11 protein-coding genes are annotated in these 13828 nt (G+C 29.8%); 4 read left to right on the forward strand and 7 right to left on the reverse strand.

Annotated elements, in window-relative coordinates; all coding sequences use genetic code 11:
• Nucleotide 1: 1 nt before the first annotated feature.
• The 3 genes from H7355_RS05135 to H7355_RS05145 are packed head-to-tail and all read right to left on the reverse strand — an operon-like array spanning nucleotide 2 to nucleotide 3570.
• Nucleotides 2–973: a catalase family peroxidase gene (locus H7355_RS05135; protein ID WP_186645645.1), complete on the reverse strand. Its 972-nt coding sequence runs from the start codon at nucleotides 971–973 to the stop codon at nucleotides 2–4.
• A gap of 9 nt (nucleotides 974–982) precedes the next feature.
• Nucleotides 983–3232, reverse strand: coding sequence for a nitric-oxide reductase large subunit (locus tag H7355_RS05140; protein WP_186645646.1), 2250 nt, complete (start codon nucleotides 3230–3232; stop codon nucleotides 983–985).
• A gap of 23 nt (nucleotides 3233–3255) precedes the next feature.
• On the reverse strand, nucleotides 3256–3570 hold the full coding sequence (locus tag H7355_RS05145; protein ID WP_186645647.1) for a hypothetical protein: 315 nt from the start codon (nucleotides 3568–3570) through the stop codon (nucleotides 3256–3258).
• Between the two features lie 400 nt (nucleotides 3571–3970).
• Here H7355_RS05145 and H7355_RS05150 point away from each other — a divergent pair, with 400 nt between their 5' ends.
• A complete protein-coding gene (locus H7355_RS05150) occupies nucleotides 3971–4762 on the forward strand; it encodes a hypothetical protein (protein WP_186645648.1) in 792 nt (263 codons plus the stop codon).
• Between the two features lie 31 nt (nucleotides 4763–4793).
• Here the strand turns inward: H7355_RS05150 and H7355_RS05155 are convergent, their stop codons facing one another.
• Complete coding sequence (locus tag H7355_RS05155; protein ID WP_186645649.1) at nucleotides 4794–5438, reverse strand: SDR family NAD(P)-dependent oxidoreductase; 645 nt, start codon at nucleotides 5436–5438, stop codon at nucleotides 4794–4796.
• 241 nt (nucleotides 5439–5679) lie between these two features.
• Between H7355_RS05155 and H7355_RS05160 the strand changes: the two genes are divergently transcribed.
• From H7355_RS05160 to H7355_RS05170, 3 genes are all read left to right on the forward strand, one after another.
• Nucleotides 5680–6615 (forward strand): hypothetical protein, encoded by a 936-nt coding sequence (locus tag H7355_RS05160; RefSeq protein ID WP_186645650.1) that lies wholly within the window; start codon nucleotides 5680–5682, stop codon nucleotides 6613–6615.
• A gap of 61 nt (nucleotides 6616–6676) precedes the next feature.
• Entirely contained in the window at nucleotides 6677–6820 is a 144-nt protein-coding gene (locus H7355_RS05165) for a hypothetical protein (protein ID WP_186645651.1), read from the forward strand.
• 81 nt (nucleotides 6821–6901) lie between these two features.
• The gene (locus tag H7355_RS05170; protein ID WP_186645652.1) at nucleotides 6902–8347 is read left to right on the forward strand and encodes an ABC transporter substrate-binding protein; all 1446 of its coding nucleotides are present in this window, start codon (nucleotides 6902–6904) and stop codon (nucleotides 8345–8347) included.
• Nucleotides 8348–8359: 12 nt separating this feature from the next.
• Here the strand turns inward: H7355_RS05170 and H7355_RS05175 are convergent, their stop codons facing one another.
• Genes H7355_RS05175 through H7355_RS05185 form a run of 3 tightly spaced genes read right to left on the reverse strand, consistent with a single transcriptional unit; the run spans nucleotide 8360 to nucleotide 13701 of the window.
• Entirely contained in the window at nucleotides 8360–10684 is a 2325-nt protein-coding gene (locus tag H7355_RS05175; protein WP_186645653.1) for a hybrid sensor histidine kinase/response regulator, read from the reverse strand.
• 7 nt (nucleotides 10685–10691) lie between these two features.
• Nucleotides 10692–12140 carry an ABC transporter substrate-binding protein gene (locus tag H7355_RS05180; protein WP_186645654.1) on the reverse strand — a complete coding sequence of 483 codons (1449 nt, stop codon included), beginning with the start codon at nucleotides 12138–12140 and terminating at the stop codon, nucleotides 10692–10694.
• 28 nt (nucleotides 12141–12168) lie between these two features.
• Nucleotides 12169–13701, reverse strand: coding sequence for an ABC transporter substrate-binding protein (locus H7355_RS05185; protein WP_186645655.1), 1533 nt, complete (start codon nucleotides 13699–13701; stop codon nucleotides 12169–12171).
• Nucleotides 13702–13828 lie beyond the last annotated feature (127 nt).

Genomic DNA, 13828 nt, shown 5'->3' on the forward strand with positions numbered 1-13828 from the left:
TTTAATTTCTTCTTTTAAAACCATCAATATAAGCTGGAGATCTTACTGATAATATTGGGTCATCAGAAGGCTCTATTCCAGGTAGCAAAGAAATAGGATTGAACATAGTATTGCACTCATTAACATTTTTTGATATTTTTGTTAATTTAATTGTTCCAACTTGTACTTCTTTTCTTGTGCTTGGCCATTCAATTGTAGGATTCAAAATATTATCGCTTTTTTCAGCAATTTGAACTCTTAATTCGAATTCTACCGTTTGCTTTTTAAGTCTCTCTGACAACTCTGCTTCTAAAAAATCGTCTGGCATAAATTTCAATTGTTCATCGGATAGACCTAAAACACCTTGCACTGGAACAGCTTTCCATCGTCCAAAAACTACATCGTTTTTTTTATTGATAAACTTAAAAGCATTGACACCAAAATAATTTGAAGATGCATAACTTGCTGGAACAGGCGTTTTACTTAAAAAATCTAATTGAGGTTTAGTATCAGGATGTGTCTCATTAAATGCTTTTATTTTTTCTAAATCAGGTTTTCCTGTTTTAGGATCAGGTTTGCGTGCTTCTAAAAATTTCACAAAATTTTCCGCATTCTCCACGAAAAAAACGGGTGCGGATAGCAAAGACAAATCTGTAGTTTTTCCATTATTTAATGTAAATCTCATCGCAAAACCTCTGACAGTTTTTCCTTTATCTGAGGCTCTTGGATTACCTCCACCAATGGAAAAGCGTGCAAAAACTTTAGCAGATTCTCCACTAAATAATTGTGACTTTGTTATTCTTGAAGCTTCTTTTGGATTTCCTATAAATTCTCCTTCTACGCAAAATCCTTTGGCGTGAGATCTTCTCATTCCTTTGTGCTCTCCAAAAGTATTTTCTAATGCACTAACCAATTCAGATGGAGTTTGAGCATGAGAATTAGAAGTTTGCGAGAGAAAAATTGCTACAGGAAAAATTAATTTTAAATTCTTCATCACTAATCCTTAAATTTTGGTAACAATTTTTTTTCTCTTTTTGATTGTAAAGTATTTCATAGACCATACAAGTAGTAAAATACCAATAAAAAACAATGAGTCCCCAAATACACGAAGCCATTTAAAAAAGTTTACTAAATCTGTTTGCATAACTTCAACAGAACGCGCATACCAAAAACCAGTATTTATACTATGAAATAATTGAATAAGTCCGACAGGCAATAAGCTGATTAATACCATTGCTGCTAGTCCAATATTTAAACTCCAAAAAATATAACTCATTAGTTTTTCGCTGATGATTTTATTTGGGAATAATATTTTCAAGCAAAAGAACATCAAACCTAATCCTAAGAAACCATAAACTCCGAAAAGAGCTGAATGGCCATGAACTGGTGTCGTGTTTAATCCTTGCATGTAATAAAGAGCAATTGGTGGATTGATAAAGAATCCAAAAACACCTGCACCAACTAAATTCCAAAATGCAACGGCAATAAAAAAGTATATTGGCCATTTAAAGGGTTTAATCCAATCTTTATCTTTAACACTTTTATAATTTGAATAAGCTTCAAAGCCAACAACTGATAAGGGAACAACTTCAAGTGCAGAAAAGCTTGAACCTAAAGCCAAGATAACTGTGGGCGTTCCAGTAAAGTACAAATGGTGAAATGTTCCTAAAATTCCCCCAATTAGAAATATAAAAGTGGAAAACAAAATAGATTTTGTTGCGAATTTTGGAGTTATTAAATTTAATTTTACACTTAAAAAAGATATTACTGTTGTGGCAAAAATTTCAAAGAAACCCTCAACCCAAAGATGAACAACCCACCAGCGCCAATATTCAACTCGAGCATAATGCGTTGTTTGTCCCCACATAAATCCTGCACCATAAAATAGTGCAATGGCAACACATGAAATTAAAAATAAAAAGATAATACTTTTTGTTTCTTCCACTTTTTTAAATATAGGTATAATTGCACGTATCATAAGTATTAGCCAAAGTATGAGACCAATAAATAAAAATATTTGCCAAAAACGTCCTAAATCAACATATTGATAGCCTTGATGGCCAAACCAAAAATTTGCTGAAAATCCTAATTTTTGTTGAATGGTAAACCATTGACCTATGAACGAACCCAAAACAATTACAATTAAACAATAAAATAAAAAATCAACCCCCAATTTTTGGTATTTGGGTTCAAATCCGGATATGAGTGGAGCAATAAATAAACCAGTTGCGAGCCATGCTGTTGCGATCCAAAATATTCCTAATTGATTATGCCAAGTTCTCGTTAAAGAGTAAGGTAAGTAGTCTGCTAATGGGAATCCATAAAATGCTTGGCCTTCAACACCATAGTGAGCTGTAATAATACCAAAAACAGCTTGCAATAAAAATAGGAGCACTACTATATAAAAGTACTTTAATGTTGATTTCATTGAAGGAGTAATAGTTATGCTTTTTAAAAAATTAATTTTTGGTGGTTCTATGTTTTCTTGTTGCTCATGCGACGCATAGTACCAAACAAGTGCTCCAATACCACCTATTAAAAATAAAATACTCACAAACGACCATATAAAAGCGCTTGTTGTTGGGGTATTTCCAACTAAAGGATCGTGTGGCCAATTGTTAGTATAAGATATTTTTTCTCCAGGTCTCTCTGTTACGCAAGACCATGCGCTCCAAAAAAAGAATGATAATAACTGCTCTCTTCTTAAATCACTTGGAAGAATATTTTCCTGAATCGCATATTTTTCTCGCAAATTTTGATAAGATTTATCAGAAGAGAATAGTTTATAATAGTCATTGTAAACAATTTTTATTGCATCTGATCGTTCTTTTGAGAGAGTAAACAAACCTGTTTCTTTATCATAAGTATTTCTTCTAAGCTCTAACTTTACCTTTGTATTAATTATCTCTTTTTTTTCATCATCAAGTTGATTAAAGCTTTTTTTAAAATTTTTCTGTGAATAAATTTCTTGCAATGCAACAGCTTCTTTATGTAGCCAATCTGCTGACCAGTCTGGAGCAACATATGAACCATGTCCCCATACAGATCCAAGTTCTTGTCCACCAATAGACTGCCAAGCTTTTTGCCCATTTTTAATTTGATCTTCTGTAAATAAAATATGATTATCTTTTGTAATATAGGCCTTAGGAATTGGGGGCTCTTTTAAATATATTTCCCTCCCACCATACAAAAGAGTTATAAATGATGCGCTTACCATTATGATTAATGATATAATCAGTCGTTTGTGAGACATAAAAATTCCTTTTTTAATATTCTTTAATTCTTTGTCATTCCACAAATGTGTTCTGCTTCATTAGTAACTTTGTGATTAATATTTATATGGTGAACTATAATTTCTAATGATTCGACAGCTTTAATAGAGTGTTTTTCGTCTGGTTTCAAATAAATAAAGCTACCATTGCATATTTTATTTTCTATACCACCAACATTAAATATTCCTAGTCCAGATGTGACCGTAGCGGTTACAATTGCTGAAGAACTATGTTCTGGTATAAAATCATTCGCATCTAAATTTAACTTAACTATGAAAATTGACTTATCATTTTTTAATATTGATCTTTTGATTGCCATAAATTTCTCCAAATATTTCTATTAAAATTTTGTTCTCAATTAAAAGGATATTTCTAAGCAGAGGGATACCCTTTCAAAAGAAGTATTTTAAATACATCTTTTAAGAAATGAGATCAATAAGAAAAAGAAATTGATATTTATGTATCTGTATATTGAATAATTAAATCTTAATATTAATTAAATTTATACTTTATATATATAAATTTTATATAAAGTATATTTATACTATTAAAGTTAGTTAGATATGTTGTTTTGGAATATATTTGAAAGAAATGAAGAGTGAGATTTGCTATATATCGCAAGAGATAAGTATTTTAATAAGTTTCTTGATAAAATAGAATAATTATATTATAAAAATCCAAATATTTAAGTTGATTTAGAATTTATTTCAGGAGACAATATGAAATTTTCAATATTCGCATTCAGTCTTTATTTTTCAACATGTGCATTTGCCTGTCTAAGTGGAACAGGACCTATCAAAATGCAGGATGAAAAAATAGATTGTGTCATGCATATAGGATCAATTGCTTTTAAAAATGTCACAGTCAGTAAAAATTTTGAGAATACAGGTTCTGTAGAATTAATTGGCAGTCAAATCCAAGGGGCATTTTCAAACACTGGCCATGTGAGTTTAGACAAGGTCACTATAAGCGGAATTTTTGAAAACACAGGTTCTGTAGAACTGATTGATAGTAAAATACAAGCTGATTTTGACAATACGGGCAATGTTTATGTTGAAAATGGGTTTGTTGCAGGGGACTTTAAAAATACAGGCAAAGTGAAACTTCAGAACGTTGAAAGTTTAGGTGATATGGATATCACTGGCAAATTTAATGCTAGGAAAATAAAATCAAAAAATATCAGTATTACAGGTCAAACTGAATTTTCAGGGCAAAGTATAATCAGTGGAAAGACTTATGTCTTAGGCGATTTAACAGCTAAAGAAACTATCTTTAAAGACAAAATAGAAGTTACTGCAGAAATTGTTAAATTATATGATAGTGTTTTAGCAAAAAATATTTATTTTAGAAAAAATAAAAATGATAAATATGAACAAGAGTATTTATATATAAATAATTCAACAGTGGAAGGAAATATAGAATTTGAAAGTGGCAGAGGAAATGTCATTATTTCCAATAGCGGCAAAGTGAAAGGGAAAATAATTGGTGCTTCGGTAAAAAATAATTCTTAATTTTCATTCTCTAAAGTGAGATAATGATTTATTAGCTGAATTCAGTCTTTGACTTTAAAATAATTCTTGTTGGAAAACATCCATTCGACACAGAATTTAAAAAATGGATATATTTCATAATATCGGAGTGGAGTACGAGATCCTGCCCAAGTGAACCTAGCACAATATGACAAAATTTTATCCCTAAAGTGAAGAATCTTTCTTGGAAAATATCGGAGCTTTGCATAAGTGAATTTTTTGCTAGAACATAGGCTGGATTAAAATAGTCCACTTGTTTTAAAGCCGCTGTCGAGCCCACACTGATTACGATACTATTCTCAATTAACATTTTATTTTCTATGAAATGTGTAACTAATTGCCAAAAAGAGAAAACATTTACCCTATAAAAATCATGCATTTCTTTTGCATTTGGCACTTTATCTTCGCCATAGGGGCTTGCACAATGAATTATGAGATCGAAGTGACTTATGTTTATATAATTTTTTTTAACCTTATCCATAAAATCTTCAGTGGAAATATCAATGGATAAAAAATTTTCTTTACTCAAATTGTTTCTATTACTTTTTCCAATAATAAACACATCGTTCTTATTTTCTGTACTTAAATCACGATAGATCGAATATCCTAAACCACTTGTGCCGCCAATTATAAGAACATTTTTCTTTAAAGAAGTCATGTTTTTCTCCATAAAAAAAACTATTAGCATTATTTTGATTGTTTAACAAATAGAATACTGAGGCGGCTTCAGAAAATATTTTTTTGTAAAAGATTCCCAAAAAGTGAAGGTGATTTCATAGAGATAACCAATAAAATCTAAAGAATTTAATTGAGAGAAATTTTTTATTGTGTTATTAGTAATTTTTCCAAGATAGATTCTCTGTATCTTTTAATTATAAATATATGAATAGAAGAATATAATGAATGATATCGGTAAATGGCTTTTAGGTTTTTCAGCATATGAAAAGATTTATAAATTAAAATCTAAACTTGATAACAAACAAGTTGAAATTGTCAACCAATTTTCTCCTATTATGCATTCTGAATATCAGCCATGGATGTGCATGCAGGAGTGTTATCCATATTTTATAAATGAAAATGATCGATTCAATGAAACTCTGGTCGTTAATGACCTAGTTCTATTGAATAAAATTCAGGATAAATTTATCAATACTATTAATTGTTCAGATAGGGTTCTGAAATCGAATACATATTTTTATTGGCAAATTGAAACAATTGATAAAGATTATATTGATAAATTTTTCTGCGAAACTCAACAAGTTTTGGAAATAATATACAAAACACATTTTCTATTTGAAAAGTATATATTACTTATTATAAATCTAATCTACCCATTAAAAAGAACTATTGCTGCCAAGATGACTGGAGCAGGATTAAGTACACATTTTTTTCGGGGTGGTGTTTTTTTAATTCCTCCAGAGAAAAGTGAATTTTTTGAAGAAGAGTATGCAATAAATATTGTCCATGAATTGGCGCATCAGGTTTATTTTCTATATCAAAATGCAGATCCGATATTTAAAACGGAATCTAATTTATTGGTCTATTCTGTAATTAAGAAAGTTGAACGACCTATAGCGTTGAGTTTTCATGCGCTTGTTGCCACATATTTTATGTATATATATTCTTATTATTTTTTTAAAAATAAGAATTTTAAAAGCAATAATAAAAAGATATTTATAATAAATAAAAATAATGATTTAAAGAGGAATTTGGAAATTGGTTTGAATGTTTTTAAAAATATTGAATTCACAGAATTAGGTGAGCTCATATTACAAGAAATGAATTCAGCATTATCACTTACTATGAACAAGGAGGTATCTCGTGAAAATTTTTAGTCTATATAAATCTGTCACTTTCATAAGTATTCTTTATAGCGTTTTTATTTTTGAAGTATATTTGCGTTCTAATACAGTTAATTTATATAAAGATGAAATAGATTTAGAAGATAAAGTGATGAGTCAGCTGTTAGAAAATATAAGACCGAATTATCTTATAAATAATATTAAATTGTCGCATGCGCCACACCATGACCCAACCTGATCTGAATAGAGAAATATGATTTATAAAATATTAATTTTGACTTTTTTAAGCTTTAATTCAAACTTATATGCGAGTGAAAAAATGCGGATCTTACTCCATGAAACACACGACAATCCATATGCAGAAAACTCTCCTGGCTCCACCTTAGCAACTCTCAATGTAGCTATTTTAGGGCAACTAATGGATATAGATAAATATTATAATATTTATCCTAGAATATTAGAAAGAGCATACTACGATTTTAAAGAAAAAAAATATATTCTTAAGCTCAGAGATAAGACTTATTTTCACAATGGCAGACTGGCTGACTCGAAAGATCTAGAGTTCTCTTTATTAAGAGGATTTTTTACAAAAAGAATAAATTATTTTAAAATGTATTTTGGTAACATAGAAGGACTCGAAGAGATAGAAAAGCAGAATATTACAAAATTCAAGAGCGGTTTTGTTTCTGGAGTAAAGATCATAGATAACTTAACTCTTTCCGTAAAACTAAAAGAACCAAACCCCGATTTTTTATATTCGCTGATAGAACCTTATTTTTCTTTGGTTGCTATGGAAGCTTTAGAAGAAAATTATATGACTTGGAAAAAATATCCAGTAGGTGCTGGACCATATAAAATAGTGGAACCAGGTTATCATGATGGAGAAACCAAGCTTATTAAAGTTCAGAAAGATTTAAAGACAGGTCCGGACGAAGTTTTTTTCTATACAAAATATGATACTAGCAAAGAATGTGATATATTGGCCTTCAATTCGAAGCGCGAAAATATTGAAAAATATAAATTATTTGAGTCAAAAAATTCAATTAGTATGAATGTTATTAATTTCAACTTTAATATAGAATTAAGGAATAATGAAAATTTTAGAAAATTTATTAATGCTGCAATTGATAGGACAGAGTTGATTAAAAGTATCGTTGGTGCTACTGAAGCTTATGAAACCTTGCCGAAGCACTATTGGGGACGCATTGAGGCCCTCGACCCTTATAATCCCAAATTGGCAAGTCAATATTATCAACTTATACCAAAAAATTTGCGAGAAAAGGAGTGGAATTTATCAGTTTATAGTGGGAAAAAGATAACTCCGCAAAAAAAGAATGTAGCAGAAAATATCAAATTGCAATTAAGTAGATATGGGTTTAAAATCAATTTTTATCCAAGCAATGATAAATTTTTTTCTGAGATCACAGGGCAGCAAACTGCACTCCGATTAGCAGGCACATTAACGACAATGAATGATCCTCTTATTGCGTTTAGCGCTTATACACTTGATTCTCCCTATAAGAATGAAAGACCATTACAGGATGAAAAGCTTAATTCATTATATTTACGAGCAAAAGAAGCAGCCTCAAAAGAGGAGCGGGTGGCGAGTGTAAAGATTTTATCAAAATATTTTATTGAAAAGACTTATGCAGTTCCTCTATTTGAAATAAAAAATGCGATATTTTATAATAATAATAAAATAAAAAGTTTAGGCGCACAAAATCAAGCGCATATTCTAGATGTGGCAAAAATAGAAATGAAGTAGTTTAATAATTTTTCAATTAAACTTATGCGGAAATTTATCTTTTATCTCAGCATAAGAGATAGGGATTTTTTCTAAAACCCCATCAAATAATGCAACTTCATTTTGCATAAATACATTGAGACTGCTGCTAAGTAATATGGATTTATGATAACCAATATCTCTACAGGCTGCAACGAACTTGTGCTCAATAATATTTTTTTTATCGCCACAAAAAAAGTAGTCTGCAATGATAAGTTTAACTTTATCTAGATTGTTTATTAAAAATTCAAAAGCTTCTCCAGGGTCAGAAAATGTATAGCACTCAGAATCATGCAATGCGTATTTCCAACAATCTAAATAAAATTCGTCGTCATCTATCACAATAACGACTGGTTTAGCACTATTCTTAATAGTCAATTGTTCATTTTTTTCCAAGTGATTCAAAACAATCTTTAAAATATGAATGGATTCCATTGGCTTTGCTAAATATGAATCGGCTCCGCTTTCAAACGTCTGTTTAAGAATATCGTCCCCTATCCGATTGGAATGCAAATATATTTTTACCTCAGAATTTGAATTTCTTATTTTTTTAGCGATATCGTATCCGTTTATTTTTGAATGGTTGAGATCAATATCGCAGAGAACAAAATGAACAGTGTGTATATAAAAATATTTTAATCCCTCAAATGGATCTTTTTTACTTATTACTGTGATTTTAATATTATGAAGAAGTTCTTGACAGAGAATTTCAATATAGTTTAAATAAGAAATATCATCATCAATATGCAGAATTATAAATTCTTTCGCGCTCTCTTTATTATTTGCTAGAATGTGATTTATCTTTTGGTATATGCAAATTTCTTCCGAATGAAAAAGTTCTTCATGGGACTGTATTTTTTTATACAAAGAAGAGTGATCGAATAATTCGATATTAGGTATCTCACTGTCATCTTGCTGGCAACTAGGAATTGTAAAGGTGAGTTCGACTTCATTTTGTTGAGGAGTTGAACTAAAATTCACAGTGCCTTTGTGGCTTTCAACTATTTGTTTCACTATTGCCAAACCTAAGCCAGTGCCAGAGTTTTTTCCTTTCGTATAGAATTTATCAAAAACTCTATTTGGATCTTCATGGAGAGTCGATGAGGTGCAATTTATGATACTAAACTCTATAAATCTATTATTATCGATTATGATCTCTTGAGTTGATATCTTTAAAGAACCAATTTTATTCATAGCTTTGATGGCATTGTCAAATATATTATTCAGCACACGAAGAATTTTGTATTCGTCAGCCTTTATAGAATATTTGTGTTTTAAATCCCAGCTAATAGAAATAGATGTGTTATTTATCCGTGAGAAAATCTGTACAAGAGATTTGTCAAGAAGATGTGTGGGAGAAATAGATTGGATTTCACAGTTTACTTCTTCACCAAAATATATAATATCTTTAAATATATTTTGAATGTATTCCAGCGAAGCGTGTATTTCTTGTTTCCCAATTTTAATTAATTTATTTTGCTCATCTTTATTTTTTATTTTATCTATGGAAGTTAAAAGTGACAAGATGAGTGTATAAGGTTTATTCACATCATGGATAATCATTTTGATGGTATCGACCATGGATTTAAAATGGGACATTTTTTCAATTTCTTTTTCCCGCTCTTTTATTGTATTTAAAGCGGTTAAGATATTTTCATTATATTTGCATAGACAGCTATATAAATTATTAATCTCTATAAATTCAGAGATTTTATTATAAAATAAATCCCCTTTTTTAATATTCTCCTCTATATTGAAAATGGGATCTGTGATTTTTTTATAGGTCTGGATAGTTCTTTTTTTCTTATAAAAATAAATAATAAATGATAGAATAGTGCATAAAAAATAAGATGTAAAAATGAGAAATATATCAAGCTTTTTTCCTAAGATTAACTCGCCAATTTCTCTTTCATTTGATTGAAGTGGAAAATGATATAAAAAAACAAAATTGCTGTTTATACTATACTCGTCCGTTATTTTGACTAAAGTATTGTCGATAGAGTGATTGGGTTCAAGCGAAAAAACTTCATGTTTTTCTTTGCTCAGGTCATTTTGTGATATTATTTTAATATAATCAAAATTATTCCCCATTTTAAGTGAGTTGAGTGTATTATCTATATAAAAAGTATTGCCTATGACAAGCGAGTTTGTCAGTCCAAAGGAAAGAGAATTGGCAATATCTTGTGATTTTACAATATATGCACTCCAAAAAAACACTGCCCATAATGACGTAATGAAAAGTAATATTGCAAAAAAGGCACGCTTGGCCTCTGTTTTATTTTTTTTAAGAATATAATTTTTAAGCTTTTTTTCTTGCATAAAAAATCTAAGTCTTCATCACAATATTTGAAAAATGAAGAATATTTTGTTCCATTTGCTCCGGAGATATTTCTTGAATTTTTTGCGAGTTATAAGAGATTTTCTCTTTAAAGCAGAAAAGTGGAATAGCAACAGTACTGTCTGAAATATTTTCAGACAATTCCTTCAGTCTTTGAATTAACTCTTCAGTGCTTTTTGAGCGTTGGGTTTTACAGTATAATTTGTCATAGGAAATATCGTTGGGATGTTGATAAAATTGTGCACTAGCAGAGCGAAAATAGGAAAAGTTGAGAATAGGATTATCATTGTCTGCAATCTGAGAACACAAACGAAACGGAGAATCTGTAAATTCATCATAGAAAACATGCCAAAGTTTATCCGACTCAACAAACTCTACTTTTAGTCCAATATCTTGCAATTGTTTTTCAATAGTCAGCTTATAATTGTTACCTAAATACGAATCTGCTGAAATAGGAATTTTATAAGTTTTATTTCTCTCATCTGCATCCAAGCACATTTCTAAGAGCATTTTCCCTTTTTCAATATTCTGGCTCACTGTGTTTTCGCTTCTACCAATGCTTTTTGGGAGAAGAATCTCATGTAATTCTTCACTTTTTCTTTTAGTTTCTTTAGCAATATCTTCTTTATTCAATGCCAATTCAATTGCTCTTCTAAAGTTATACTGCTTAGAAAATTTATGATTGAAATTAAATAAAATAAGCCTTTTTCCTGTATAGCAATTTAACTCTGCAATTTTATAATAAGGGTCATTGGCAAAATTTAAATTTGCATTGCTGAGGTCGGGATTTTGGGTTAATTTTGTAGAAAAATAGACAATTTTTGGTTGATTATTTAAATTTTCATTTACAAGTTCAAGAGTAAATATTTTATTTTCATAATCACTTTCTATTACTTTATAATCTCCCACTCCAATAGGCCATTTATTCCATTCAATTAGGTCTTCACACAATTCTTCTTGTGGAACTAAAGAATAACTGGTTTGACAAAGTGAGTTTAAAAAGAGAATATTTTTTTCATTTAACTGAACAGATAGGCTTAATTCATCGAGTATTTTAATACCTCTAACTATTGCAGATGCATAGGGGGTTCCATGGTTTATTTTATCAAGTCCTAAAATATCAAAATTTTCCATCGATCCTTCATTGGGTTTAGAGGCAAAAAAGCAACGGACTAAGCTGAATTCGAGATCTTTTGCATGAACTGAGCGCCCATTGTGAAAATAAAGATTGGGTTTTAGTGTAAATATATAAGTATTACTTTCTTCATTGTGTTCAAATCTTTCTAAGAAATCCGAGTGTAGCTTTCCATTTTTAAATCTTAACAATTGGCCAAGGACATTGACTTCGAAATGGTGTCGCGCTTTTGCACTTGCGGCTTGTTCCCAAGGGACATTCGAGAGATTTTCTATATAAAAAGTGATACTCCTATTATTCATAGCAAAAAAACTCCTTAAAATTATATTATTAATTTATATAGTTTTCTTTAAGTTTTATATTTGAAAGTCTTAATATACTTCCTCCTGCTTGTGAACCTACTGATTGTATTTTATTTTTATTATAAAAAACTTTTGCTGGTAAAGCAAAAAGAGTAATTTGAAGTTTTTCAGAATCAACATAACTTGAAAGTTCTTTCAATTTAATATTTAGAATATCTATGCTGGGTGACAGTTGTGCATCAGTAAAAAGATCATCAAATTTTTTATCTATGGGTCTTTCTTGTATAAGACGACTTGTGCTCTTAAAGAATGTAAAGAATAAAATAGGTTCGTAGAAATCAGTTATTTGGGATTTAAGTCGGAATGGTGCGTGAGAAAATTCATTTTCAAAGACATTAAAGGTTTTTGAGTAGGTTTTGAATTCAACTTTTAAACCTGCATCAGCAAGTTGTTTTTTAACTTCATTTTTATACTCAATACCAATTATTTCATCGATAGTATTGGGGATTAAAAAAACTTTTTTATTATAATCATCACCGAGAGATTGTTTGAAAAGTAACTTTGCTTTTTCAAGATTTTTTTCAGATTTTATATTTATTCTTCCAATATTATTTGGAGGTATGACTTCATAAAGTGCTTCGCTATCTAAAGTTGTTTTTCTCGCAATTACTTCTCTATCTAGCGCAAGCTCTACTGCTTTACGAAAGTTTAAGTCAGAACCAAGCTTTGAATTGAAATTAAATGAAATAACTCTTTTGCTTGAATAGCCAGAAATTTTTTCTTCAATATAATTTTCTTTTTTAAATGAAGGAAATCCCTCAAAAAAAATGTCAGGATTATTTTTATTCTTTGTTTCAAAATAAACAATTTTAGGTGCATTCTTTAATTCATTATTAACTAATTCTAAAGTAAATATACCATTTTCAATATCTGCATCTTTGATTTTATAATTGCCAACTCCTACGGGCCATTTTTTCCATGTTAATAGGTCAGGTAAGAATTCTTCAAAAGGAACCAATGAGTAATTTGGTCTCGATATTGTATATAAAAAGGTTGGATTTGGAGCTTTTGGTTTTACAGTTATTGTTGTATTATTTATTATTTTAATCCCTTCAACCATACCACTTTTATAGGTATCGCCGCGTTTAATTTTATCAAGCCCAAAAATGTTCATAAAAAGTGTTGAGCTTTCATTAGCATTCTTGGCTAAATATGGGCGAAGTAGGCAAAACTCTAAGTCTTGCGAGTTGACAACTCTCCCGTTATGAAATTTTAAATTTGGCTTTAATTTAAGAATATATTGCTGATTCTTAAAGTCCCAATTAAACATATCTAAATATTTTGAGATAAACCCTTGATTTTCATCTATTTCAATTAGTTGCCCCAGAACATTTGCTGTAATGCTTGCGCGTGCATCTGCTCCTGCTTGCTCTTCCCAAGGGGTTTTTGCTAAAGAAGAAATGCTCAATATAATATCGCTATTTTTCATCGTTTTTGCTTCAGAATTGGTGCTTAATATTACCATAAAAATAGTGAGTAAAATATTTTTTTTATGGATCATACTTCTTTGTCTCCGATGCTGATTAATATTTTTAATTATAAATAATTATTATTTAAAATTTGTTTATGTCTTTCATGAATATTTTCTTTCGCTATTATTTGTTTAAATTATTTTTATTGTATAAAGC

The sequence above is a fragment of the Fluviispira vulneris genome (assembly GCF_014281055.1).
Lineage (GTDB): Bacteria > Bdellovibrionota_B > Oligoflexia > Silvanigrellales > Silvanigrellaceae > Silvanigrella > Silvanigrella vulneris.

Coding starts and splice junctions, on each gene's coding strand:
- H7355_RS05135 (WP_186645645.1), bottom strand. CDS start 973: ATGAAGAATTTAAAATTAATTTTTCCTGTAGCAATTTTTCTCTCGCAA.
- H7355_RS05140 (WP_186645646.1), bottom strand. CDS start 3,232: ATGTCTCACAAACGACTGATTATATCATTAATCATAATGGTAAGCGCA.
- H7355_RS05145 (WP_186645647.1), bottom strand. CDS start 3,570: ATGGCAATCAAAAGATCAATATTAAAAAATGATAAGTCAATTTTCATA.
- H7355_RS05150 (WP_186645648.1), top strand. CDS start 3,971: ATGAAATTTTCAATATTCGCATTCAGTCTTTATTTTTCAACATGTGCA.
- H7355_RS05155 (WP_186645649.1), bottom strand. CDS start 5,438: ATGACTTCTTTAAAGAAAAATGTTCTTATAATTGGCGGCACAAGTGGT.
- H7355_RS05160 (WP_186645650.1), top strand. CDS start 5,680: ATGAATGATATCGGTAAATGGCTTTTAGGTTTTTCAGCATATGAAAAG.
- H7355_RS05170 (WP_186645652.1), top strand. CDS start 6,902: ATGCGGATCTTACTCCATGAAACACACGACAATCCATATGCAGAAAAC.
- H7355_RS05175 (WP_186645653.1), bottom strand. CDS start 10,684: ATGCAAGAAAAAAAGCTTAAAAATTATATTCTTAAAAAAAATAAAACA.
- H7355_RS05180 (WP_186645654.1), bottom strand. CDS start 12,140: ATGAATAATAGGAGTATCACTTTTTATATAGAAAATCTCTCGAATGTC.
- H7355_RS05185 (WP_186645655.1), bottom strand. CDS start 13,701: ATGATCCATAAAAAAAATATTTTACTCACTATTTTTATGGTAATATTA.